This is a genomic window from Psychrobacter sp. CX14 (genome assembly GCF_057396205.2).
Genome location: NZ_CM183187.1, coordinates 282,657 through 309,029, shown reverse-complemented (window position 1 = coordinate 309,029; position 26,373 = coordinate 282,657). Strand labels below are relative to the sequence as shown.

Below are 26,373 nucleotides of genomic sequence, written 5' to 3'. Positions count from 1 at the left end.
GCACTTGATGTGCAATCTGCGCTTGTATTCCTTGTACTAGACGCCTATTTGATTTCCTATACAGTTTATATCAAAGCACCCACTTGGGTGCTTTTTTGATTTTAATAGACTTTTTTCAAAATCCCTATATATAGTCTAAAACCCGCTAGTATTTAAGCGTTTATATTCATCGCAGCCACCTTGATCACCGTTATCACATGCCTTGCCAAACCATTCTTTAGCCATACTATAACTTTGTCGTAGGCCTAGACCATTTTCATACATCACACCTAGATTATTTTGAGCAGCCGCATTACCTTGGTTAGCGGCTTTGCTATACCACGCAACGGCCTTGGTATAATCTTGTCTGAGCCCTAGGCCTTTTCTATACATTTGGCCAAGGTTAACATAACAATACCTATCATAGCGAAATAAACGCACACTTTTAAAGCTGACTCAGCGCCAAAATTATTCCGACATCATCCATCGGTCACCATCCCAGATAGCGTCACTATCATCTAGGTGAACATGCCATGTTGCATCCTTAATCACATGACGTATTTCAGATAAGCAGGCAAGCCAGTGGTCTATGGAATACAATATTGCGTGAATATCATCAAGCAAAGATACTTTTACTGAACCCGAGAAAATCTCTTGAGGCTCTTCAGTATCGTATTCATACGGCTCGAAGGTTTCAGCATCGTCAGCATATTCAAATTCGTTATTATACTGATTGATGATGGCATCTATTTTAGACTGCTCATCTTCTGTTAACTTAGTATCACGCTCTGCTGTGTAATAAATAGAAACACCCATAACTTATTCCTTGTTATTTGAAGTAGTTTTAACTATGCACTATTTTCTTATACATAATCAAGATTTAATATTACAAGTTGCCGTCACTACTTTTATCCTCATCACTTTCGAACTTACCACCCTCAATCACTTCAAACTCGCTATCGACCATATCGGCTAACAACGGCTCACCTTGCTCGTTCATCCGAAACAGACCATATTCAGCAGACTCGTAGTCTTTTGCATGACCTTCTTGAAAGAAAAAAGCATTGGTCGCAAGTTTTACGTTGCCACTGCGAACTCGAAAGTGGATAGCCATCTCATCAGATGCAAGGCGAGACTTATCAAAGGTGCTCACTGATTCAAAGGGTACCAAACGTTCAAAATGGGCGACGTTACTATCATCCATTTTGACAATGGCAATACCATCACTGTTGCGCCAATAGGTTCGGACTCTCTTTTTATTATCATCACGACTCTTTCGTATTTCTTTTAACGCCTTAGTAATGTCATCGGCAAGCGCAAAATGAAGTGCCATATAATCGCCTTGCATCAGTCCTCTAGGGTCAACCGGAGCCATCTCTAGCAATATAGGAGTGCCTGTTGTTAGATGCGTTTCGTATTTTTTAATCGTAACGTTCATGATTACTAAAATGGCTATCAAGGTTAGCAGAGCGATACCAACTTTAATTATTGGAGACAGTTGTTGTTTAGCTAGGCGATAGACGGTGTTTAATAAGCTCGTATTCATTATCCCTGCTCCTTATCGTTGCTCGGAGTATGAGTGGTTAGTTGGTCATTTGCTTGGCTAGATTGTTGACTGCTTTCTTGACTGGCATCTTGAATGATTGAAGGCGTTAAACCCGTATGTTTAGCAAAATATTTACTAACCAATAGCCAACGTATCAGCAGCACCGCGATACCAACGCTTAGCATTGATAAAGACTTGACTAGCAGAGTGGTATCCAGCTGGTAGTAATACCAAAAGACGTAGCCCACTAAGGCAACTAGTGCCAATGCCATGATTCGTTTTTGCTGATTTGCCATGGCAATCACAATCACTAGGCACGTTGACAGTAGTCCTGAAACATAGACCGACAATATGCCTAATACAACGACTGCACTGGCAATAATGATGCCCGTTCTAGAATTTAAACCACTGTGATAACGGCGCAACAAAATATGGGTGGCATACAGGCTGACAGCGATAAGCAACCCTTGGGCTAGAGGGTAGTGGTAATAAAACCCATTGGCTGTGTTGACAATATCAGGGCTGTATTCAGCAGAAATAAACAGCACTGAAATGACGAGTAATAACAGCATACTGGCGTAACCCAAAGGCTTTAATAATGCCAATGCTCGGCTGCGTTTGGCGGGAGAAACAAACTGCAAAAATTCAGTAGATTGTAAGCTAAAGACACACAAAACGAGTGCTAAAAGCGGTGCGGAAGTTTCTGGGGCGTTATAGTAGGCAAGTAGCCATATGACACACCCCAGTGCGTTTATCGAATTATAGAGACGGTGTAAAAAGTCGCGAACGATGACATACAGCAGGAGCTGTAAGCTTAAAAACGCAACCGTTCTTAAAGGCTCGGTGTCTAAGGCATTAAAAATGGCGTAGCCCAAAAACAACTGACCCGCTATGCTAAAAGAGTAAGCGATGCTTTGTACAAACGTTTTGCTTGACTGATTGCTTGACTGATGGTGGGGCTGAGTAGGGTCTTGGTTTGGAGTGTGGCGTTCTAGTTGATAGTGATACTGAGGGTTTTGTTTGAATGTAATGATAGCAATAGCCAACAACACAAAGCCAATAATGGCTTGGGCGATAGGGCTATCTAGAAGATCATTAAATAATAAAACGATTACCCCAGTGATTAAAGCACCTGATATCAGACCGCTAAGCCCTAAAAATAGATGCAGATACCAGGGAGTCGCATCATCGTTGTCTATCTCTGTATGAGCCGTGGGAGCAGTAGTCACTGCATCAGAAGGCAATTGTGTATAGTAATCTTCTGATGATTTATTTTTTATTTTAATCACTGACCGAAGCCAAGTCACCGCTGTGGCGCTAATACCAGTCAATAATATGGCTAATAACATAACTCCAAAAGCATCGAAGTCTCTCAAAAGTAGGTCTGACGCCCACACCATGACCACACTAACGATTGAGCCACATAAATAGGTGAGCATTAAGATGTCGATGTGCTTAACCCTAAAGCGCCAATACATATATCTGACAAAGCCTGCCCAAAGTAATAGGGTCACGATGTTTGAGACAATATCGCCGTAGTCTAAGACAATAAACATGCCCAAACGAGTGGCATAAAAAGTAGCAACGGCACCAACAACATATGTGCTCCAATGATACTCTGTATTGAGTAGACGATTATGAAGTCGCGTGTCTTCCTCATTACCTTTATATTCAGGAACCGATTGATTGAGCGCTGGTTGCTCAGCACTTTGCTCGGGATGGTGCGCGGCTTTATGATCGGGATTGTGTGTGGTATTGAGCGCGGTATTGTATTCAGCATTTAATGAGTCAGCTTGAGTTCGATTGGGCATAAACGCGAGCCATAACACAAGCGCTGCCATGTTTAATAATGCAGACGTTATGAGCCAAACCGTCTCTATATCAAGACCTACAAAACCATGCGTGGCAAACCAAAATCCAGCGGTATTAGCTGATAACATTAAAACTAAGTTGAGAAGACCTAGCCAAAGTAGCCAAAGCGAGGGCATACGGGCTATAAGTACCCAAGGGGTGATAAACAGTGCCCAATTAAAAAACAGTTGCCAAGTGTCAGCCCCTGTTTGATAAACCTGTCCAAATAAAGCCAACAGACTGCCAGTAGCAACACTGGCTATAAATAGCAACAGTTGTTGCGCAAACTTGTAACGGCGTTTGTAAGCAAGGAAACTATAGCCTACAATACTGGCAATTAATGCCCCTTCAACCAAAGCAAACTTACCCGCTTTGCCCATATCAGACCAGTTGTAGGCAATAAAAAACACCAAGGCCAATATCACGGCAATAGCGCCAATAATGAGCAGTGATTTATCAAAAAATGCTAACCAAGTTTGACGGCTAGGCTTGGAGGTATACTGGGGGTCGGCAGAGGAGGTAGAAGGGTAAGTAGAAGTTACTCTCGAGGGCATAGTAGGCACATCCTATCGTATTAGTTGTTATTATTTCTAATTTAATTTAAGTTGCATAATAGCATTTATTGGGATGAGTCATGGTGACAATGCAACGCCTAGCGATATGAGTGTGAGCAGTTTCTTGCCTTATATTGAAACCCAAAAAGCACCCAAGTGGGTGCTTTTTTAATTCTTATGCCGAGGGGGTTAAAAAGAGTTGGAAACGAAGTACGTAAAAAACAGTAGTGCTGACAAAGCAAAGTTAGCGAGGGCACTTGTTCGCAAGGGTTTAAACCTTGGGTTCTGTGTATCAAACGATATTTGATACAACCGAATCAGATATATAAAGCCTGTAAGTAGGACGATAAAGAAAGGATATAAAGTGACGGTAGAAGTGAACTCACTACCACTAAAGTCCGCTATCATAATAAATAGCAGCTGAAAACTACAATAGAGTATCACTATGATGATGATAAACTTTAACCAAAATATCGCTTTACTCTGTCTGTAATCGGCTCGAATTCTATCCAATAAATCCATGTTGTAAACGTCCTTATTAGTCTCTTGAACCCGTTACTCAGTACTTTGCCTGCTTTGTCAGACGGCACCTGTTTAGAGTTTTAATAATACTTTGCCGTTTTTACCATTTTGCAGCTCATCCGACACCGCTTCTTTAACATCCTCTAAGTCATAAATAGCTTCGACAGGAAGAATGAGCTGGTTGCTCTCGGCACGCTTAACCAGCTCGTTTATTAAACGTCGTTTATTTTCAAGATTCATTTCACGACTGGTTTTACTACCCCAAAACCCTTTAATAACCGCTTGTTTAAATATAAATGGACCTGGGTCTATCACCATGGGCTCACCTGCCATAACCCCAAATGAGACTAACGTGCCGCCATGACCCAATACGGATAACAATTCATTACTGGCACTACCCCCTAAAGAGTCGGCCGCAGCACTAATTTGTGACTCGCCTACGATGTTGCGTACTTGATCCTTCCAGTTAGGATTTGAGGTATCAATGGCATGCTTAATCCCTAGTTCGTTAAGCTCTCGAGCAGCTTCAGCACGGCGCACCAAGCTAATGGTATGGATACCACGGGCCGCCGCCAGCATCGCAAAGGATTTACCCACAGCACCGTTGGCCGCATTTAAAATAGCCCACTGACCCGGTTGTAACTGCATAAACTCAAGTAGCATTAAAGCACTCAGTGGCATAGCGATTAGCTGAGCGGCTATTTCATCTTCAAGCTTCTCCGGAATAGCAAACACCATCTTAGCTGGGGCGGTAAAGTACTCAGCCCATGTTCCATGAACACTGGCGGCAGCAACTCGGTCTCCGACGGCAAATCCTTCTACGTTTTCACCAACCGCATCAACCACACCTAACGCTTCACTACCTGCGATGGCCGGTAAGGTGGGTTTATCGCCATATTGACCTTTGATAGTGGCTAAATCATGATTATGAATAGTAGCCAATATGGTTTTAACTCGTATCTCATCTGGGCCAGGTTCTGGCATCGGTGTATCGATGACTGATAGAACCTTGGAGGGTTTGCCAAAAGTATGATAAGACGCACTACGCATGATACGTTCCTTATTTCGCATGAATGGGGTTTAGCATGAACGGGGTTTATCACAAATAGGTGGCTATGGCTATTTATACCAAAGCGTTTGTTTGGTTTTTAAACCACACTACTAATCCTAACAGAGCATCATTCTCGTTATCAGTATAACTTTAGCTAACTTTTATTTATCTGACCATGACTATAATGCCTGTACTGAAGGTTAAAAGCTTTGTATATAACATAAAACTATTAAAATTTATTGACAACGTTATATATTTTTTTTATTAATATGCCTACAATAGATAGTCACTATTACTTTAACTACCTGTAATAAATAGTAAACTCGATATCAAATTTAATACTCAATGTAACGACTGTGTTCGTTTACTTGATTGGATTTGCTGTAACGCTGAAATCGTTAATTGATTACGATAGTTCCTGAGAACTATTTTCTAGCCATAGCCAAAAGGATGTCATCATGCACAAACCAACCTCACTATTTAACGCCGTTTTTGTTCCCACCACTCTAGCGCTAGCATTGGCACTGGTTGGTTGTGGTGATAAGTCAGCTAGTACCAGTGGCTCAGCTAATATTGACCCCAATGTGATGGCTGACAAACAAGAGATGGTTATTAATAACGGCGCTGAACCAGAGTCGTTGGATCCGCACAAAGTATCGGGGGTGCCCGAAGCTAATATTCTACGTCAAATGTTGGTAGGGCTGACGACGACAGATGCTGAGGGCAAAACCATTCCGGGTATGGCGGAGAGCTGGGATAGCACTGATAATAAAGTTTGGACCTTTAAAATTCGTGATGCTAAGTGGTCAAATGGCGATCCAGTAACGGCCGAAGATTTTGTTTACAGTATGCGCCGAGTGCTAGATCCCAATACCGCCTCACCTTATGCCAGCTACTTAGCAGATGCCAAGGTAGTGGGCGCACAAGATATTATTGATGGTAACGCCAAGCCAGATACTTTGGGTGTCAAAGCTATAGATGATAAAACGCTACAGATCACGCTATCAGAGCCTGTGCCTTATTTCCCAGATACGCTTATTCACACCTCTGTAAAGCCTGTCAATCCTAAAGCAGTGCAACAATTTGGTGATAAGTGGACTGATCCTGCCAATATTGTGGTCAATGGGCCTTATAAAATCAGTGAATGGCAAGTAAATGACAAAATCGTATTAACACGCAACGACAGCTACTATGACAATGCTAATACGACCCTAGATAAAATTACCTTATTGGCCATTCCGTCAAGTACCACGGATGTGGCACGCTATCAATCTGGCGAAATCGATGTCACTTATAACGAAATCCCGCCTGAGCAGTTCGCCTCATTAAAAGAGCAGTTGGGCGATCAGTTGCAAGTGTCACCCATGCTATGTACGTACTATTATGAGTTTAATACCGTCAAACCACCGTTTGATGATGTTCGTGTCCGTCGTGCGCTAGCCTTGGCGCTAGACCGTGACACCATTACCGATAAAGTCATTGGTCAAGGTCAAACTCCTGCCTATCAGTTTACGCCAGTATCGACTAATTCGATGGAAAATAATAAACCAGAATGGCAAAGCTGGAGTCAGGAAAAGCGGGTTGAGGAAGCCAAAAAACTGCTTAATGAAGCCGGCTATAACCAAAACAATCCTCTAAAGTTTGAGCTACTGTATAACACCAATGACAACCATAAAAAGATTGCCGTTGCTGCCAGCTCGCTGTGGAAGCAGTCGCTAGACTTTGTCGATGTCAACTTGGTTAATAAAGAATGGAAAACCTATTTGGACACTCGCCGCAATGGCAACTATGATATATCGCGCGCGGGCTGGTGTGGCGACTATAATGAGCCTTCCACTTTCCTAAATATTGTCAAATCTGGCAACAGTAATAACCATGGTAAATACTCAAGCCCTAGGTTTGATAGCATCATGACCCAAACCTTAAAAGCAGGCGTCAGTCCTGAGCAGCGTGCGCAACTGTACAAGCAAGCTGAAGAACAGCTTGATGCAGATATGCCATTGCTCAATATTTACCATTATGTAAGCCCACGTCTTATCAAGCCATACGTTATCGGCTTCCCAACTAAGGACGCTTTAGATAACTGGCAAGGTAAAGATCTAAAAATTGCCAAACATTAGATAGTGCTTGGCAAGAGGGGCGTGATAGGCGTGTAAAGCAAGGCAGGGTCAGATGAATCGTACAATGCTAATAAATCTGATCCGTCCTGCTTTATACTTGACCTATTTCTATTTGACTGGCCTTTTGTTAATTAAAAAGTAGAGACATAAAGAGTCTCGTTTGGCTCATTGCAAAGAACGTCCAATTTTATCGCTTATAAGGATATGGGCATGCTAAAACCCTTAACGACGACGTTTAATAAATTGCCGTTAGCAGCAGCACTGACTGCAGCGCTTATGCTGGCAGGATGTGGTGATAAGTCTGCTGGTAATGCCAATGATTCGGCCAATATTGACCCCAGTGTGTTGGCTGAAAAACAAGAGATTGTGATTAATAATGGCACTGAGCCTGAATCACTTGATCCACATAAAATCTCAGGGCTTCCTGAGGCCAATATCATTCGCCAACAGCTGGTTGGGCTAGTGACAACCGATGCCGAGGGTAAAACCATTCCGGCGATGGCGGAGAGTTGGGATAGTCCGGATAATAAGGTTTGGACTTTTAAAATACGTGATGCCAAATGGTCCAATGGCGACCCTGTCACTGCCGAAGACTTTGTCTATAGTCTGCGCCGTGTGGTTGATCCCAATACAGCCTCACCTTATGGCAGTTACTTAGCGGATGCCAAGGTAGTTGGGGCAGAGGCGATTATCAATGGTGAGCAGTCTCCTGAGATGCTTGGGGTAAGCGCAATTGACGACAAAACCCTTGAGGTCCGCTTAACCGAGCCAGTCCCTTATTTTGTCGATATGCTGATTCATACCTCAACCTCGCCAGTACATCCGGCGACGGTTGAGAAGTTCGGCTCAAAATGGACAGACCCTGCCAATATCGTGGTTAATGGACCTTATAAAATCAGCGAATGGCAAGTGAATGACAAAATCGTATTGCAGCGTAATCCGTCGTATTACGATGATGCCAACACCACCATCAATACCGTTACTATATTGCCTATCGAGTCAGAGACTACCAATGTTGCCCGTTATAAAGCCGGTGAGATTGATATCGGTGGTGGTATGCCGACCGAGCAATTTGACTCTCTAAAGGCGGAGCTAGGTGATCAAATCCAAGTGTCTCCTAGCCTATGTAGTTTTTATTATCAATACAATACGGTCAAACCGCCCTTTGATGATGCCCGCGTACGCCGTGCGCTTGCTTTGGCATTAGACCGTGATATTATCGCCACCAAAATCATGGGGCAGGGGCAAAAGCCGGCATATCAATTGACGCCGCCGACCACCAATGGCATGAAGAATTTTGCACCGAAGTGGCAACAGTGGAGCAAAGAGCAGCGTATCGAGGAGGCCAAAAAGCTACTTGATGAGGCTGGTTACAATGCCACTCATCCGCTCAAATTTGAGCTGTTATATAACACCAGTGACAATCACAAAAAGATTGCAGTGGCGTTTAGCTCATTAATGAAACAAGCGCTAGGCGAGGACACGGTGAATGTCACCTTGGTCAATCAAGAGTGGAAAACTTATCTAGATACCCGACGTAATGGTAATTATGATATTGCCCGTTCAAGCTGGTGCGGTGATTATAATGAGCCGTCTTCTTTCCTAAATACGCTCAAAACAGACAACACCAACAACCACGGCAAATACTCAAGCCCAGCGTTTGATAAGATTATGAATCAAACCTTGGTTGATGGCGTTAGTGCTAAAGAGCGTGCGAATTTATATCAGCAAGCAGAGGCGCAGCTCGATGCCGATATGCCAAACCTAAACATGTTCCATTATGTGGGCGTACGTTTGGTTAAGCCGTATGTGGTTGGGTTTCCAGAAAACGATCCATTAGATGTGTGGCAGGCCAAAGACTTGGCGATTGCTAAGCATTAAAGACATTTGAACGGCAGCATTTATATAGAAAAGGCAGTACTTATTGACCGAATCTCATTAGATATGATCAAGGCAGGCATGTTGCTTTATCCATAGAGAGTAACTGTATTAGGCCACTTTGATCATAGCGTTACTGATAACAGAGGGTTTATGCTAAAGCTTATATTTCGGCGGCTATTAGAAGCCATCCCAACCATGTTTATCCTCATTACCGTGTCGTTTTTTATGATGCGGCTGGCCCCAGGCAGCCCGTTTAGTGGTGAGCGCAGTTTTTCACCTGCGGTCATGGCAAATATTGAAGCCAAATACCATTTGAACGATCCGATGTGGCTACAGTACGTCAATTATCTAAAGCAAATTGCGGTCGGCGACTTCGGTCCGTCTTTTAAATACAAAGATTACACCGTTAATGAGCTGCTGGCGCAAGCCGTGCCTGTTTCGGTTGAGCTGGGTTTATACGCCTTTATCTTAGCCGTGGTACTTGGGCTGATATTTGGTATTGTGGCAGCGCTCAAGCAGAACTCTTGGATTGACTATATCGTGATGGCATTTGCCAACATTGGTGTGGTGATTCCAAGCTTTGTGAAAGCCCCGTTATTGGTGCTAATCTTTGCCATTACCTTAAAGTGGCTACCAGGGGGTGGTTGGAACGATGGGGCAGTACAGAATTTAATCCTTCCAGTGACTGCGCTGGCCTTGGCTTATGTTGCCAGTATCGCTCGTATTATGCGTGGCTCGATGATTGAGGTGATGAACAGTCAATATATCCGTACTGCGCGCGCCAAAGGCTTGCCGATGAAGCGCATCGTGCTCAAGCATGCACTGCGTCCGGCGCTACTGCCTGTTATTTCTTATTTAGGCCCTGCGTTTGTGGGTATTATTACCGGCTCTATCGTCATTGAGACCATTTTTGGTCTGCCCGGTATCGGTCAGTTATTCGTCAATGGTGCGCTTAACCGCGACTATGGCATGGTGCTTAGCTTAACCATTTTGGTGGGCGTATTAACCATTGCCTTTAACGCCATTGTCGATATTTTATATGCCGTTATTGACCCACAAATTAAATATTAGGTAGTGGTTATTTAGAGCGTTTATGACTCAAAAATCATATGAATACATACCTAATAATTCATTATAGCCAGCGATAGTCGACGTGATTTAACAGGTATAAGTCAGATAATCTTACTGTTTAAATAACGTTGACGCTATTCAAAGACAAGTAACAAGGATGACTATGAGTGTAATCACTGATAAGCCCATTGATTCAGTAGCGCCTACCGCCCCGACTGTAAAGGGACGTAGCTTATGGCAAGATGCGTGGCGCCGTTTTTATAAAAACAAAGCCGCCATCGCCAGTTTGGTCATCTTATTTTTGGTGACGTTATTTGTAATTTTCGTACCAATGTTCGCGCCTTTTGGGTATGCCGAAACCGATTGGGGCTATATGCAGGGGGCACCGTCCTTTGATAATAAGCATTACTTCGGTACTGATTCGCTCGGGCGTGATTTGCTAGTACGTACTGCCATTGGTGGGCGTATTTCGCTGCTTGTTGGTATTGCCGGTGCAACGGTGGCGGTTATCTTCGGTACAGTTTATGGCGCGACTTCTGGCTATCTGGGCGGTAAAATTGATGCCGTTATGATGCGCTTTTTGGAGATTTTAAACGCCTTTCCGTTTATGTTCTTCGTGATTTTATTGGTGACCATTTTTGGTCGTAACTTGATGCTGATCTTCGTGGCCATTGGCTTGGTGTCATGGCTCGATGTGGCACGTATCGTGCGTGGTCAAACCTTAAGTTTGAAGAGTAAAGAATTTATTGAAGCGGCGCATGTGGGCGGTGTTTCTGGCTTTAATATTATTATGCGTCATATTGTGCCAAACGTACTGGGTGTGGTTGTGGTTTATGCCTCACTGTTGGTACCAAGTATGATCTTATTTGAGTCATTCTTAAGCTTCTTAGGCTTAGGGGTACAAGAGCCCATGACCAGTTGGGGTGCCTTATTACAAGAAGGCTCACAGACCATGCAGGTTGCACCGTGGCAGATATTAATTCCCTCGGTATTTTTGGTAGTAACCTTGTTCTGCTTTAACTTTATCGGTGATGGCTTACGTGATGCGTTTGATCCTAAAGACCGTTAACTAGGTCTTAGTATAGTAAGACGAATGCACCATAACCCCTTTCTTAGAAAACATTTAACCGTATAAACAAATTATCTGATAGCCAATTATAGCCAATACAGGTAACACCGTTATGACAGTATTAAAAGACAACCTAAAACCAGAAATTGAGGTCAGTAATGCAGCAGACCTACTGCAAGTAAAAGATCTATCGGTGCAATTTAGTACCGAAGACGGGTTGGTGACCGCTGTAAATGGACTCAATTTTAATTTGCATCAGGGTGAAACTCTGGGTATCGTCGGTGAGTCAGGCTCGGGTAAATCGCAGACCGCATTCGCTATAATGGGGCTATTGGCTAAAAATGGTCATGCCAAAGGATCGGTATTATTTGAAGGACGTGAGCTACTTGGATTGTATGAAAAAGAGCTGAATAAGCTACGCGCTGAACAAGTGTCGATGATCTTCCAAGATCCGATGACCTCTTTAAATCCCTATATGAAAATCGGCGATCAACTTGCTGAAGTGCTGATATTGCATAAAGGTATGAGCAAAAAAGACGCCTGGGAAGAGGCCATCAAGATGCTTGATGCGGTCAAGATACCAGAAGCACGCAAGCGTATCGGTATGTATCCGCATGAGTTCTCTGGTGGTATGCGTCAACGGGTAATGATTGCGATGGCGCTATTGTGCCGCCCTAAGCTATTGATTGCTGATGAGCCAACCACCGCCCTTGATGTGACGGTGCAGGCGCAAATCATGACTTTGATGAACGAGCTTAAGCGTGATTTTGGTACGACGATTATTATGATTACCCATGATTTGGGGGTGGTCGCTGGTATCTGTGATCGCGTATTGGTGATGTATGCCGGACGTACCATGGCCTATGGCGAAACCGAAGAGATATTTTATAACCCGACCCATCCGTATACCAAAGGGTTACTGCGTGCGATTCCGCGTCTAGACAATAACAGTGGTAAGCTTGAAACCATTCCGGGCAGTCCGCCAAACCTGCTTAATCTGCCAGCCGGTTGTCCATTCTACGACCGCTGCACTTATGCAATGGATATCTGCCGTGATGTGCCGCCGCCGCTTGAGTTTTTGCCCAATGAGCGTCAACGCGCTTGCCACTGGAAACCAGAGGATATCGCCAATACCGAACCACAAGATGCGCAGGCACAAATTGCCACAGGGATGGAGGGATAATCGCCATGACAAAGACTAAAAACAATCGAATCGATGTGGTCAATGATGCGCCTTTATTGCAAGTAAGGGATGTGGTGACAAGCTTTGATATCAAACAAAAAGGCAGCTATTTTTGGCAGAAGCCTGCAACCCTAAAGGCGGTCAATGGCGTGTCTTTTGACCTATTTGCTGGCGAGACCTTAGGGGTAGTCGGTGAATCGGGCTGTGGTAAATCCACCTTAGCGCGTACCATTATTGGACTGGTTAAAGCCCGTTCAGGTAGTATCAAATTTAACGGTCAAGAAATTATGGGCGCTTCTAAAAAGCAGATGCGCTTAACCCGTAAAGACATTCAGATGATTTTCCAAGATCCGCTCGCCTCATTAAATCCACGTATGACCGTGGGCGATATTATCGCTGAGCCGCTGCGTACTTATTATCCTAAAATGCCTAAGGCAGAAGTTGAAGATCAAGTACGTGCCATGATGAAGAAGGTGGGTCTGCTTGCCAACCAAGTTAACCGTTATCCGCATGAGTTCTCTGGCGGTCAGTGTCAGCGTATCGGTATTGCACGTGCGCTTATTCTAAAGCCGAAGCTGATTATTTGTGATGAGCCAGTATCAGCACTGGACGTCTCCATTCAGGCACAGGTGATTAACCTGTTGCAAGACGTGCAAAAAGAGATGGGCTTGGCGTTGATCTTTATTGCGCATGACTTGTCTGTGGTCAAGCACATATCTGACCGAGTGCTGGTGATGTATTTGGGCAATGCGGTGGAGCTAGGTGTCGATAAAGCGGTCTATAGTAATCCGACTCATCCTTATACCAAGGCGCTGATGTCAGCGGTACCGATTCCTGATCCAGAGATTGAACGTAATAAGACCATTGAGCTGCTAGAAGGGGATTTACCAAGCCCGATCAATCCGCCATCCGGGTGCGTGTTTCGCACCCGTTGCCCCATTGCTGATGATGGCTGTGCCCAAACCAAGCCAGTATTAGAGGGCACAGCTGAGCACCAAGTCGCTTGTCTCAAAAACAAAGTCGCTGGTCTGAATGAGGTGGCTTGATAGCGCTACTGACCAAAGGGCTGCCTAGTAAAACGTGTTTGATAAAAATAGATTGCTACTACATAGACTATGCAGTAATATTTAATCATTAATAATCATAGGGAATTGAAATGCAATTAAATCAACAACAGTCACAACATAAATCATCACGTTTTGTTAAATCTAACGCCAAGATACTGCTATTAGGTAGTTTGGCGGTTACTACTTTCGGGCTATCAGGCTGTGCCACCTCTGAGCTACTAGACTCAGGCAGCTACTCTAGTACCACCAGTACTGAGCAAGTATTGGTACAAGATGAATTGGTCGCTTTTGGTCGTCCTGCCACGCGTCTGCCCAATATGCCAGCCAGTAGCGTGGTTATTGTCGGTGAGAAAAACAGCTATGTGTTGAGCCAAGGCGGGCCTGAAATGGTTAACTTGTTAACCAACCTTGATCCTAAGAATATCCGCGTTGAAAACGAAATGCGCTTTTATTCGCCAAAAAATGACGGCTACTTCCAAGGTCAAATGAAGCTGTCATACGCTAAATTAAAAGACGATTTTCAGCGTAGCGATTACAACTTCTTCTTACAAAATGGCGGTAAGGAGTGCAGTAGCTCTAGCGATGAGCGCATGCAAGCACAGCGTTTTTGCTTTACAGTGCCGATTCAAGGTGGTGTCTATCCAGCGGTCAGTAATTTGAGCTTAATTCAGTCAAAATACAGCACGCTTAGCAAGGCTTATCCGGTGACGATTTATACCAAAACCGAATCGACTACTACTCAGCACAGAGGCGCAAACACGGCAGGTAAGTTAGTGTTGTTGCCTTTTGCCTTAGCCTTTGATGTGGTGACCTTCCCATTTCAGCTACTCGATGCGGCAAGCTAATAGTTATTTAGGTTTAGCTCAATAGCTCTATCAATCGTTATTAATAAAAACCACTGTCATTTATGGCAGTGGTTTTTTGTGTTTGTGGTCGGGTAAATAGCAGGGTTCAAGCTGACCCAAATAATGAATATTTTGTGACAAGCTGACAATACATCAAACTTTAATATGGGTGCTCTAACATCATGGAAGCTCGTCGAATAGGTAATGAGCATAGACAACAATCAAAAGATATAACGCTAAGCGCAAGCACTCTAATCAACCGATAAATAATTCTATAACTGAGGAGTACCCATGGCTGTTAATCGTCGAGATTTTTTGAAGTTATCCACTGTTGCCAGTGCCGCCGCAGTCAGTTCAAAGCCAGTATTTGCTATTGGTACAGACCGTCCGCTTATCCCCTACGGCGTGCAATCTGGAGATATTATGAATGGTCGCGGCGTGGTTTGGAGTCGTACCAATCGCCCAGCGCGTATGATTGTTGAATGGGCGACAACGCCTAAGTTTGACAATGTAACCAGAGTCATGGGACCAGCAGCACTCCCTGAAAATGACTTTACCACCACGGTAGATTTGCAAGGCTTACCTGCTGGTCAACATATCTTTTATCGGGTCAGTTACGCCGATTTAGGTCGGGCTAAAACACAAAGCCATCCTGTTTTAGGGCACTTTAAAACTGCGCCCAATCAAAAGAGAGACATCCGATTTCAGTGGTCGGGTGATACCGTTGGTCAGGGCTGGGGTATTAATGAAGACTTTGGGGGTATGAAAATTTATCATACGATGGCCGAGAGTCGTCCAGATTTCTTTATTCATAGTGGCGATAATATCTATGCCGACGGTCCAATTAAGTCGCAAGTAGAATTGGCGGATGGTAGCATCTGGCGCAACGTGGTGACCGAAGCTAAGAGTAAAGTGGCTGAGACGTTAGATGAGTATCGTGGCAACTATGTCTATAACTTAATGGATAAAAACGTGCGTCGCTTTAACTCTGAAGTGCCTATTATTTCGCAGTGGGATGACCACGAAACCGTCAACAACTGGTATCCGAATGAAATCTTGGACGATGATCGATACACCGAAAAGAGTGTGGCACTGTTATCAGCCCGCTCAAAAAAAGCTTTTATGGAATACATGCCGATGCGACTCTCAGCCGATGAAAAAGAGCGTATTTATCGTAAAATCCCGTATGGCCCATCGCTTGATGTGTTCGTCATCGATATGCGCACTTACCGCGGCGATAACTCTGCTAATCGCCAAGCTCAGCCTAGTGAGGCCACCGCTTATATGGGACGCGAGCAAATCGCATGGTTAAAGCAAGGGTTGAGAGAGTCAAATGCTACGTGGAAGGTGATTGCCTCAGACATGCCTATCGGGCTGATGGTCAAAGACGGTGATAACTTTGAGAATTCGTCAAATGGGGATGGGCCAGTGTTAGGCCGTGAACATGAAATTGCAGATCTATTGCGATTTATTAAACACAATAATATCAATAATACCATCTGGTTAACCGCTGACGTGCATTACACTGCTGCTCATTACTACAACCCTGATAACGCTCAGTTTCAAGACTTTAATGGATTTTGGGAGTTCGTTTCAGGCCCATTAAACGCAGGTACTTTTGGCCCTAATGAGCTGGATAATACCTTTGGTCCTGAGCTTAAGTATGTCAAAGCGCCGAAAGAGGGTGAATCAAACTTGCCACCGAGTGCGGGGATGCAGTTCTTTGGGGAAGTGGCTATTGATGGTAAAACAGAGAATATGATGGTAATGCTAAAAGACCTTTACGGTCGTACGTTATACACTCAAATCCTTGAGCCACTGGTGTAAGTTTAGGGCGTGTCCTCAATTCGTACGATTACATTTAAATGGGCTAAAAATAGCTAAATCTTGTCATACTGCCTCAAATAACTGGTAAATATCTCGATATTTACGGCATTATTTTCCTTGTCTGACTGCGATTTATCTTATTTTTATCACCATTTTCAAAATGAGGACACGCCCTAGTATTTATCTTATTGGTCTTGGTCAGTGTAAAAATCGATACGACTTAAAATATGGGTTTGTATCACATACGCGCACACATAAGCGCTTGGCCACGCAAACGCAAAAGCCAAGAGCCATGAACTGATAAGATGCTCAAAATAAGCATCACTATAGCCCTCTTTAATCAGTATCAATGCGCCAGAAATAATTACCGACATCAACGAGGCCATCAGTCCTGTAAATATCAGGCGATGATATTTTTGATGAATACGTATTTTAGGTGAGGGCTTTTGGTTTTGAGAAGATTCGGTCATGGGTTTATGGGACTCCATAAGGCGTATTAATCATATAATATCATTTCTAAGAATTAACCCACCTGGGTCAAACTCGTTTTTTGGCTCGTTTTTTGGAAAGATTAATTCTTACCCTTCATTCAAAAAGCCTCTCTTATTTAGGAGAGGCTTTTGCTTTTTACACGCTTTGCGCGTTTATCAACAAGTAATCATTCTATCTGTGTTTATTTAAAATTAACTTCTTGATTTAGATTATCATAACAAATGCTATTTATGAGCTCTGTAAAATTTTTGCATAAAAATGTCAGAATATGACATCCCCTTTATGGTTCCACACGCCCTATAATCACTTTAGCCATTATTGACTGTGTTCAATTAGGTTGGTTGAATAGTTAATTTAAGTGTATTATTGATTGAACTGATTTACCTTATCTAAATGTCCCACATAATTAGGACACCCCATTTCACTATCGCTCATACATGATACCCGTACTCTATAACCATACTCTATAAAAGAGAGGCTTAAATGACCCTGTTCAAAAAACACTTTTCAAAAGTGCTTGCCATGTTGCTTGCCGTATCTGTCATCGGCTGTACAACCCCCAATGCCGTAACGGTTGCCACCACTCAAAAGCTGTTGCAGCATGAGCGTAACAAAGCCGGCCTAGAGATAAAGTCGTTCAAATTATCTTCAGGTCATACCTTGATATATGCCGATAACAACAATACATCGGGCAAGCCTTTGTTATTGATTCATGGCTTTGGCGGTAGTATCATTAACTTTATGCGTATTGCAGAAGAGTTTAAGGACTATCATGTCATCATTCCGGATTTATTAGGATTTGGTGACTCTGATAAGCCCATGGATGAAAACTATCGCGCTGATGCGCAGGCCAAACGCTTGCACGAGCTAATGCAGGCCAAGGGCATGACCTCCAATCTGCATATTGCGGGTAACTCAATGGGTGGGTCGATTAGTGTGGCCTATGCTGCGCTGTACCCCAAAGAGATAGGCAGCTTGTGGTTATTAGACAGTGCTGGATTCTGGTCAGTGGGTGTGCCAGAGTCATTAGAGGGCGCAACGCTTGAGAACAATCCGCTACTGATTAGCAGCTATGAAGACTTTGAAAAACTAAGCGATTTGGTGATGTATGATCCGCCGTATATCCCAACGTCGGTAAAAGCGGTATTGGCTCAGGATAGAATCAACAACAGATCGTTAGAGTCCAAAATCTTAGTACAAATCGTCGGTGACAGTGTCGAGGAAAAAGCAAAGGTTATCGCGGATAATAACATTCCGACCTTGGTCGTTTGGGGTGAGGAAGACAAGATTATCAAGCCAGAAACCGCCGAGTATATCGCTACTATTATTCCGCAAGCCAAAGTTATTATGATGCCTAAAGTCGGTCATGTGCCAATGCTTGAGAAGGTTAAACAAACTGCTGATGATTACAAAGCATTCCGCGAACAGTTAGAGCAAAAACCAAATCAACAGCCGAATAAAGCAAGTCAATAGGTAGATTTATTTAAATACTGTGTGGATAGCGCTCTAGAAATAAAAAACGGCTAAAAAGAAACAGGCTAAGAGAAGTTCTCTTAGCCTGTTTCTTTTTGATGATAGGTTTGTGAGGTTAGAGCTAACATTAACACCTTAACTGTTTAGCACGTTACTGATTATAGCTCTGAAGTTAATCGGTGCATTAATTCACTTACTGATTCTGCCTGTACTTGAGTCACACCTTGTCCTGCCCATAGTGACATATGTTCTGGATTACTGGCTTTGGCCGCTGCCGCTCGCATCGGTTTTGTCATAGCGTTTAACTGCGGATAGGACGGCAAAGCATGACCGTTATCATATTCAGCATAACGAGTTAAATACTCATTTACCAACCCTCTTGCTGGTTTACCCGAAAACAGGTGGGTTAAACGAGTGATGCCTTCTCTTTTACCTTGCGCTACTTTTAACAGGGCTTGTTTATAGGTTGGGTTAATACCACTCTCATGGGTGGTTAAAAATGCCGTACCCAACTGTGCCATTTGCGCACCAGCAGTTTGCACCGCTTTGATGTCTTGCCCTGTCATTATGCCACCTGCGGCAATCAACGGAATATCAGTGACGGCTTTGGTTTGGCTAATCAAGGTCAACAAACCAAGCGGGTCTTGCTCGCTTGCCTCAAGCCAACCACCTCGATGTCCGCCTGCCTCATAACCCTGCACACATACCGCATCTGCACCAATATCTGCCCACGCTTTGGCCTCTAGCGGATGGTTTGCCGTTCCGACAACTTTTGTGCCGACTTTATGCAAGGCGTCTACCTGATCCTGACTGATAATACCAAAGGTAAAACTTGCCACAGGGACAGGGTTGTCTAGCAATACTTGAAGCTGTGCGCTAAAGGACTGCGCTGGCGTGTCGGGTAACTCTACCTCAATGCCTTGCTCATCGTAATAGGCTTGTAGCCAGTCGGGAATAGGAGTATCAAAAGTACTTGATTCTGACTCACTTAATACCATTAGGTTAACCGCAAAAGGCTTGTCAGTTAACGCTTTAATTTGATTGATTTGCTCATGCAAGGTATTGGGTGCGGTCATCCCTGCGCCAAGGCTACCGAGTCCGCCAAAATTACTGACGGCTGAGATTAATTCAGGTGTGGTGGCTCCTCCTGCCATTGGGGCTTGCACGATGGGGCAGGTTAAATTTAAATCAGTCATTAACGACATGGCTGTCTCCTGCTTAAGAGTTTCTTATTGCGGTGATTAGGTTTTGTTATGACTTACTGTAGCAGGGTTTTGGCAAAGAGAGGATTAATAGGGGCTATTTAGTTGGTGAATGGGAGTTAGCTACGGACTTGTAGTCAAAAAAGTTGACTACGGTTTTGTAGTTAAGTTTTGCAAGCTACTGGATATAAATTAAATTATCTTTATTAAAATATTAAATTCTATACCTATTTATACGGTATAGGTTTAACATTATAGACAACTGAATTAAATCTCTCTTATCTACATTAATACCAAGGATGATTAAATGAGAATTACTAAAATAAAACTTAATAACTTTAAAGCTTTCAAAGGTGAGCGAGTTTTTGAGGTTGATGCACCTGTCGTTTGTTTTGTTGGTGAAAACAATACAGGTAAGACAAGTGTTTTTAAAGCAATAGAGTTTTTAATGTCAGGTATACCTAAAGCAAAAGGTATAGAGGATTATTTAAATGCGGATGCCAAAAATGAGTATGTTTCTGTAGAAATTGAGATATGTGGCAAAATTATAGATGTCGTTGATGCACTAAGCCATAAAAAATATGAACAATATATTAATACTGAAGATGAAGAAAATAAAATTATACTTCAGCGAAGCTCAGAGGTGCGAAGCATTCAACAGAATGACAAACCCATCACTATTAATGATAAACACATTGCCTTTTATAACTTCGAAACCGAGCAGTTTGAAAATCCCGCAGGTATTGCTAATGCAGTAAGTGGCATTTTTGAGATTGTCACTATTTGGTCTGATTTTAAAACAGATGAGTTAATGGATTTTTCTAGTACCAAACCATTGGGTAAGCTTACTAAAGAAATTAGTCAGTCTTTTATGCAATGTGCTGATTGGGGAAAGTTTATTGATGCTCATCAACAAGCGTTTATTACAGGTGAGAATTCTCTAGCAAATCAGACCTCAAAGCTAAAAGATGATATACAAGCCTCATTGAAAGAATTTTATGGTGAAGCGTCGATAAATTTTAACTTTGAACCACCAGACGCTAGTTCTTTTATAAAATTAGGTATGGTAAACGTTGATGATGGTGTTGAAACTTGCTTAACTGAAAAAGGTAGTGGGATGCAACGGGCATACGCATTCGCTGTTATGAAAGTTTATGCTGATTTTCTATCCAAAAACGGTAGTAGCTCAGATGTCGAAAAACCTTTATTTTTCTTTATTGATGAACCAGAAATCTCATTACATCCTAGAGCGCAACAAACCCTATTTAAAGCATTGAAGGCTATTTCTGAAAAACAACAGGTGTTCATATCCACACACTCACCTTTTTTATTAAAAAACTTTGGTGACAAGAACGTTATCACCTATACAAATAAAAAGGACTCAAATAATGTTATTGAATCAGTAAAAGTCGATTCAATGAAAACTTTTACTTTTTCACCTACTCTGGCGGAAATTAATTATTATGCTTTTGGAATTATTTCAAACGATTTTCATTGTGAAATTTATGGATATATTTGTCTGATGGTCATAAGTGATAAATCTATTGATTTTGACAAATGGGTAACTGCTAATGGTTTCCTAAACTTAGATAAAAATTGGAAAAAACTCAATAGAAAAGGTATCTTGATTAATTGTGACGTTACATTACCAACATATATTAGACATTCGATTCATCATCCAGAAAATACTTATAACGAACCTTTTACTTCCGACGAATTAGCTGAATCTACCAAACTTATGCTTGATATCATCAATAATCCAACTTTTCAAAAAGAAGTTCAATTATACCAAATGGAAGAAAGTGAATAATCGAACTTGGTCTTATACATAAGAAAGGTCAGAGTAGAGCCGTTGTTTATTTCTTATCGAGTGTCGATAAAAAATAAGCAAAAATGGACGCAAATGGACGCAAATGGACGCAAAATGTTTACACATTGTCGCTACCCCGACTCCCGAGGAGCGGTTTAGCCTTGACAGTAGATACAAGCGAATGGCAAGATTGGCTACTCAGTCAACTCAGTCAACTCAGTCAACTCAGTCAACTCAGTCAACTCAGTCAACTCAGTCAACTCAGTCAACTCATCCAATTTTCAATTCAAATTCACTTATCGTTAACCAATTGAGTCTATTTGATTTCTTTGATGCGTTTTATCATCAAAGTGTTATTTAAACTTCACCGGTTTGTCATTTATGGCTCCTATCATGAGTAAGCTTACTCAGTAATGTCTTATTTTTTGATAACATCTCAATTTGGAGCACATCATGACAACCTCTTTAAATGCAGGCGATATCGCTATTATTGGTATTAACTCAGACAATCCTGATCAAATTAGCTTTGTGGCATTAACCGATTTAGATAAAGATACTGAAATTAAATTTACTGATAATGGTGTGACCAGCACAGGTGCTTTTAGAGCAAATGAGGGCGCATGGTTATGGACAGCAGACCAAAATATCGCTGCAGGTAGTGTTATCACACTGAGTAATGATGGCGATGTTTCTGCTTCGATAGGTACGGTAGCAAAACAAGGTAACTTGGCGTTGGCGTCAAGTGGTGACCAAGTCATTGCGTATCAAGGTGAAGATACAGCGCCTACCTTTATATATGCGGTGAATTTAGAAGGCTCAGATTGGCAGGACGATGCCACCAACTCAAACACGTCAGCCTTGCCGACTGGCTTAGAGGCTGGAAAGACAGCTGTGGCTATTCAAGAGGTGGATAATGCGGTCTATCAAGGGACAACCCATGGCTCAAAAGAGGCGCTATTAACCGCCATAGCCAATCCAGATAACTGGCAAGGTGATAACAGTACAGGATTTGCTCAACCTACAGAAAGCTTTACATTAGGGAATGCTCAGCCGGATACCACAGCACCTACATTGATTGAAGCCAATCCAGTAGATGACGCTGCGACGTTTGATACAAATAATGATATTACACTGACATTTGATGAGGTTATCCAGACGGGGAGTGGCATTATCACACTCAAAGACGCAAACGGCAATGTGGTTGAAACCTTTGATGTTGCTCTAAGCGATCGCATTAGCGTGGCTGGTAATACGCTAACCATTGACCCGACTAATGAGCTTGAGGTGAATCAGTCTTATCAGTTAAGTTTGGATAATTCTGCGATTACCGATGTTGCAGGAAACGCTTGGACAGCTAACTTTAGCGATAACACACCCAATACGCTTGATTTTACAACCTCATCATCAGCGCCTCAACCTACCGACTACACACTCATCCATGACATTCAGGGTGTGGGCAATGATGGCTCGCAGGCGTATGTAGGTCAAGAAGTCACCATCAATGCTATTGTCACCGCTTATGTGCCCGGCCTTAAAGGGTTTTATGTACAAGAGCAAGCGACCGATTATGATGTGAATGAGGCGACGTCGGAAGGTATCTTTGTTTATTATGGTTCTAATAATCCTGGTGTGATGATGGCGAGTATTGGCGATACCGTCACGCTATCGGGCCTTGTTAATGAGTATTATGACAATACCCAAATTAATTATACGCAAGGATTTACGGTTACCAATGACGGTACAGTGAATGATTTGCCTGAGCCAACCACTATTACTCTACCCACTAGTGACAGCTTCGATTTTGAAACCGTTGAGGGCATGTATGTCAACATTAAATCTGGGTCAGACAATGGCAGCTTAGTGGTTACTGAAACCTATAATTTAGGACGATATGGAGAAGTGGTTCTAACCTCAGATAAGGTACAAGTACAATATACAGAAATCAATAAACCGGATGTTGAGGGTAATCAGAATTATATTGAAGCCTTAGCGCATGACCGCATCATTATTGAAGATGCCAACACCAAACAAAATCCAGATACGGTTATTTTTGGTAGAAATGGTGAGCCGTTATCAGAGACCAATACTCTACGAGGTGGTGACAGTGTTGATGAAGTAAACGGTGTGGTGAATTACTCATTTGGAAATTACAAAATTCAACCTATCGATGGCAAAGGCTATAACTTTACTGGTGAAGATAGACCAACTACTGAAGATTTACATGCCAAAATTGGTGATGCTGAAATAACAGTGGCTTCTGCCAACGTACTCAACTTTTTTACGACTTATGGCAATTCGAAATTTGAAACGCCTTACGGCAATGAGCAGTCTGGGCGTGGCGCAGATAATCTTGAAGAGTATACCCGTCAGCTTGATAAATTAGTGTCTATGATAGAAGGCTTAGATGCTGATGTGGTCGGCTTGATGGAGATCCAAAACAATGGCTATGGCGAAGACAGCGCTATTAAAGCATTGGTAGATGCCATTAATGCAAAAATGGGCGCAAATACTTATGACTATATCAAAGGCCCATTTAACAGTAGCACCGAAGCCATAGCAGGCGTTGAACCCACAGCAGGCGATGACGCTATTATGGTAGGTATGATTTATAAGCCTGCCAATGTGACCCCAGTTGGTTCCGCTGTGGTACCAGATACTGACGCATACCCTGCCTTTGATAATGGGAACCGTGTACCGTTAGCCCAAGCTTTTGAAGCAAATAAAGACGGCGAGCAATTTAGTGTGGTCGTGAATCATTTTAAATCAAAAGGTAGCGTCATTGATCCAGACCAACAAGACGGCCAAGGGAATAACCCAATCACTCGTTTAGAGGCCGCCCAGCAACTTAAACAATGGATGGATAGTGATCCAACTGGCACAGGCGATACGGACAATGTGCTGATTGGTGATTTTAACTCATACACCATGGAAGACTCTTTACAGTATCTGGAAAACAATGGTTACGATATCCAAAAAGAGGGCTACTCTTATGTATTTAAAGGCGTATGGGGGTCACTCGATCATATTATTACCAGCGACTCGTTGAGTGATCAAATTACCGGTGTGGCAACTTGGGGCATCAATGCAGAGGAAGCAACCGCCTTTGACTATGACACCTCCTACAAAAGCGATGGTCAGAAACAGTTATATACCCCAGATGCTTACCGAGCCAGTGATCACAACCCAGTATTAATTGGACTTAACTTAAATCAAAATGAAGTTGTAAATACAGCGCCAGAAGTCAATCAAGCGATACAGCCTGTCATGTATATATCAGCTTCAAACGATAATTGGCATTATGATAGTCAAAACATCTTTACAGATGCTAATGGAGATGCGCTAACCTATAAATTGAGCATGGTAGAGGGTAGTGAGGTTCCAACAGGTATCAGTATTGATGCGAATACTGGTGAGCTGATTGTTGATGCTACTCAATTAGCGGCGCAAGACTATCGTGGTTCAGCGGTTTACGATATACAAATAACAGTGAGTGATGCCTACGGTGCTGAAGCTAGCAGTGCTACTAAACTGGTTATTGATAAGTCAGTGATGGAAGTCAATGAAGGCATAACGCTAGGTCACTTTAGTGATGATATCATTGTGGCTCAGGACAATGCTCAGCACTCAATCTCTGGATTATTAGGGGATGACCTAATAATAGGCGGCAATGGTAAAGATACACTGTTGAGTGGACTTGGTGATGATGAACTGTATGGCCGAGGAGGTGACGACTACCTAGACGGCGGTATTGGTAACGATATGTTAAACGGCGGTGCGGGTAATGATTGTCTTCATGGCGGGCTAGGTAATGATACCTTTGTATTCCATAAAGGAGATGGCAAGGATGTCATACACGACTGGTCTGGTAATGACACACTTGATTTAACCGACTTTAGCTTGTCAGATTTGGTTATTGATCTACAGGATAATGATTTAGTCATTGAGTTTGACGCTCAGCAGGCGAGTCATAATGACAGCATCACTATTCAACAGTGGAGTGCGCCAATCTTGAACAGTTATTTCCATATTGAAACCATAAAATTGGCTGATACGGTACTAACTGATGATCAGCTTACAGCGATGATTGGCTAGCTTTTGGTTTAATTTAGGTTTGTTGAGTCAATCTAATATTTATTAATAATAAAAAACGCTGAAGATCAATCTTCAGCGTTTTGTCGTTTGTGTCTATTGGGTTTCTATATCTGCGGCGGCCACGGTCTATCCTTTTCACTTTCGATCCATTCCGCCACATATCCCGTTGCAGGCAGTTTTAAATCAGATTGACCTAGCGCATCTAAGATCTTTTGAGTGTCTATCACCTTTCCACCTTTGGTCACACCAGTACGCAATAAGGCGGTAGAGCAGGGTTTGCCTTTTACCCACATAGATTGTTCGACATAGATCCAGCGCTCGTCAATGGCAGCGATGTGCGTCTTAATTGTTACCAGATCAAATGGACGAATACGTTTGCGATATTGAATGGTGCTGCCAGCAACCACCAAACCCCACCGCTTTTCAAGTAGCTTCTTACCCAGTCCAGTGCGGATGGCAAAGTCGGTACGCCCAAAGTCGTATAACGTGAGAACCCGTCCATTATTCATCTCGATAAAGTTATCAATATCAGTCAAGCTACAGCGTATCTGAATCTCTGCGGTGTCCTCAAGGTCAATGGTCTCGCCTTTGCGAGTGGCATTAACCGCTTTGACGATAGCCTTGGTATAACGATAAAAGGGATACATAGTCACGCCTTAAAATAAAAACAGTGGTTCGATTATGCTCAAAACAAGGACGGTTGCAAAGTAGCAGACGTGTCTAACCCGTCATTAAGAC

The 26,373-nt window shown here is 42.8% G+C and carries 19 protein-coding genes; 11 read left to right on the top strand and 8 right to left on the bottom strand.

Annotation, left to right across the window (positions count from 1 at the left end; all coding sequences use genetic code 11):
- Window positions 1-135: 135 nt before the first annotated feature.
- The 5 genes from AC2SLO_RS01325 to AC2SLO_RS01305 all read right to left on the bottom strand — a co-directional run bounded on the left by AC2SLO_RS01325 (window position 136) and on the right by AC2SLO_RS01305 (window position 5,502).
- Window positions 136-420, bottom strand: a complete 285-nt coding sequence (locus tag AC2SLO_RS01325; protein ID WP_486539802.1) for a tetratricopeptide repeat protein — start codon at window positions 418-420, stop codon at window positions 136-138.
- 27 nt (window positions 421-447) lie between these two features.
- Window positions 448-795 (bottom strand): hypothetical protein, encoded by a 348-nt coding sequence (locus tag AC2SLO_RS01320; RefSeq protein WP_486539804.1) that lies wholly within the window; start codon window positions 793-795, stop codon window positions 448-450.
- Between the two features lie 70 nt (window positions 796-865).
- Window positions 866-1,525 (bottom strand): GDYXXLXY domain-containing protein, encoded by a 660-nt coding sequence (locus tag AC2SLO_RS01315; RefSeq protein ID WP_486539806.1) that lies wholly within the window; start codon window positions 1,523-1,525, stop codon window positions 866-868.
- On the bottom strand, window positions 1,525-3,930 hold the full coding sequence (locus tag AC2SLO_RS01310; RefSeq protein WP_486539808.1) for a DUF4401 domain-containing protein: 2,406 nt from the start codon (window positions 3,928-3,930) through the stop codon (window positions 1,525-1,527). Before AC2SLO_RS01310 ends, AC2SLO_RS01315 begins: the two co-directional genes overlap by 1 nt.
- A gap of 594 nt (window positions 3,931-4,524) precedes the next feature.
- The gene (locus tag AC2SLO_RS01305; protein WP_486539810.1) at window positions 4,525-5,502 is read right to left on the bottom strand and encodes a zinc-binding dehydrogenase; all 978 of its coding nucleotides are present in this window, start codon (window positions 5,500-5,502) and stop codon (window positions 4,525-4,527) included.
- Between the two features lie 459 nt (window positions 5,503-5,961).
- Between AC2SLO_RS01305 and AC2SLO_RS01300 the strand changes: the two genes are divergently transcribed.
- The 8 genes from AC2SLO_RS01300 to AC2SLO_RS01265 all read left to right on the top strand — a co-directional run bounded on the left by AC2SLO_RS01300 (window position 5,962) and on the right by AC2SLO_RS01265 (window position 16,566).
- Window positions 5,962-7,623: an ABC transporter substrate-binding protein gene (locus AC2SLO_RS01300; RefSeq protein WP_486539811.1), complete on the top strand. Its 1,662-nt coding sequence runs from the start codon at window positions 5,962-5,964 to the stop codon at window positions 7,621-7,623.
- 210 nt (window positions 7,624-7,833) lie between these two features.
- Window positions 7,834-9,504 carry an ABC transporter substrate-binding protein gene (locus tag AC2SLO_RS01295; RefSeq protein ID WP_486539813.1) on the top strand — a complete coding sequence of 557 codons (1,671 nt, stop codon included), beginning with the start codon at window positions 7,834-7,836 and terminating at the stop codon, window positions 9,502-9,504.
- A 150-nt stretch (window positions 9,505-9,654) separates the two neighbouring features.
- Window positions 9,655-10,575 (top strand): oligopeptide ABC transporter permease OppB, encoded by a 921-nt coding sequence (gene oppB / locus AC2SLO_RS01290; protein WP_486539815.1) that lies wholly within the window; start codon window positions 9,655-9,657, stop codon window positions 10,573-10,575.
- 163 nt (window positions 10,576-10,738) lie between these two features.
- The gene (gene oppC / locus AC2SLO_RS01285; RefSeq protein ID WP_486539817.1) at window positions 10,739-11,644 is read left to right on the top strand and encodes an oligopeptide ABC transporter permease OppC; all 906 of its coding nucleotides are present in this window, start codon (window positions 10,739-10,741) and stop codon (window positions 11,642-11,644) included.
- A gap of 112 nt (window positions 11,645-11,756) precedes the next feature.
- Window positions 11,757-12,827, top strand: coding sequence for an oligopeptide ABC transporter ATP-binding protein OppD (gene oppD / locus AC2SLO_RS01280; RefSeq protein WP_486539819.1), 1,071 nt, complete (start codon window positions 11,757-11,759; stop codon window positions 12,825-12,827).
- A 5-nt stretch (window positions 12,828-12,832) separates the two neighbouring features.
- Window positions 12,833-13,873: a murein tripeptide/oligopeptide ABC transporter ATP binding protein OppF gene (gene oppF / locus AC2SLO_RS01275; protein ID WP_486539821.1), complete on the top strand. Its 1,041-nt coding sequence runs from the start codon at window positions 12,833-12,835 to the stop codon at window positions 13,871-13,873.
- Window positions 13,874-13,983: 110 nt separating this feature from the next.
- Window positions 13,984-14,739 (top strand): YidX family protein, encoded by a 756-nt coding sequence (locus AC2SLO_RS01270; RefSeq protein ID WP_486539823.1) that lies wholly within the window; start codon window positions 13,984-13,986, stop codon window positions 14,737-14,739.
- A gap of 291 nt (window positions 14,740-15,030) precedes the next feature.
- Window positions 15,031-16,566, top strand: coding sequence for an alkaline phosphatase D family protein (locus AC2SLO_RS01265; RefSeq protein ID WP_486539825.1), 1,536 nt, complete (start codon window positions 15,031-15,033; stop codon window positions 16,564-16,566).
- A gap of 185 nt (window positions 16,567-16,751) precedes the next feature.
- Here the strand turns inward: AC2SLO_RS01265 and AC2SLO_RS01260 are convergent, their stop codons facing one another.
- Window positions 16,752-17,036, bottom strand: coding sequence for a DUF2798 domain-containing protein (locus tag AC2SLO_RS01260; RefSeq protein ID WP_486539827.1), 285 nt, complete (start codon window positions 17,034-17,036; stop codon window positions 16,752-16,754).
- 505 nt (window positions 17,037-17,541) lie between these two features.
- Here AC2SLO_RS01260 and AC2SLO_RS01255 point away from each other — a divergent pair.
- Complete coding sequence (locus tag AC2SLO_RS01255; RefSeq protein WP_486539829.1) at window positions 17,542-18,531, top strand: alpha/beta fold hydrolase; 990 nt, start codon at window positions 17,542-17,544, stop codon at window positions 18,529-18,531.
- A gap of 158 nt (window positions 18,532-18,689) precedes the next feature.
- On the opposite strand, the gene AC2SLO_RS01250 is transcribed toward AC2SLO_RS01255, so the two are convergent.
- Window positions 18,690-19,736: an NAD(P)H-dependent flavin oxidoreductase gene (locus tag AC2SLO_RS01250; RefSeq protein WP_486539831.1), complete on the bottom strand. Its 1,047-nt coding sequence runs from the start codon at window positions 19,734-19,736 to the stop codon at window positions 18,690-18,692.
- Window positions 19,737-20,040: 304 nt separating this feature from the next.
- Here AC2SLO_RS01250 and AC2SLO_RS01245 point away from each other — a divergent pair, with 304 nt between their 5' ends.
- Entirely contained in the window at window positions 20,041-21,543 is a 1,503-nt protein-coding gene (locus tag AC2SLO_RS01245; protein ID WP_486539833.1) for an AAA family ATPase, read from the top strand.
- Window positions 21,544-21,996: 453 nt separating this feature from the next.
- Window positions 21,997-25,635, top strand: coding sequence for an ExeM/NucH family extracellular endonuclease (locus AC2SLO_RS01240; RefSeq protein ID WP_486539835.1), 3,639 nt, complete (start codon window positions 21,997-21,999; stop codon window positions 25,633-25,635).
- A gap of 104 nt (window positions 25,636-25,739) precedes the next feature.
- Here the strand turns inward: AC2SLO_RS01240 and AC2SLO_RS01235 are convergent, their stop codons facing one another.
- Window positions 25,740-26,282, bottom strand: a complete 543-nt coding sequence (locus AC2SLO_RS01235) for an acyl-CoA thioesterase (protein ID WP_486539837.1) — start codon at window positions 26,280-26,282, stop codon at window positions 25,740-25,742.
- Between the last annotated feature and the right edge of the window lie 91 nt (window positions 26,283-26,373).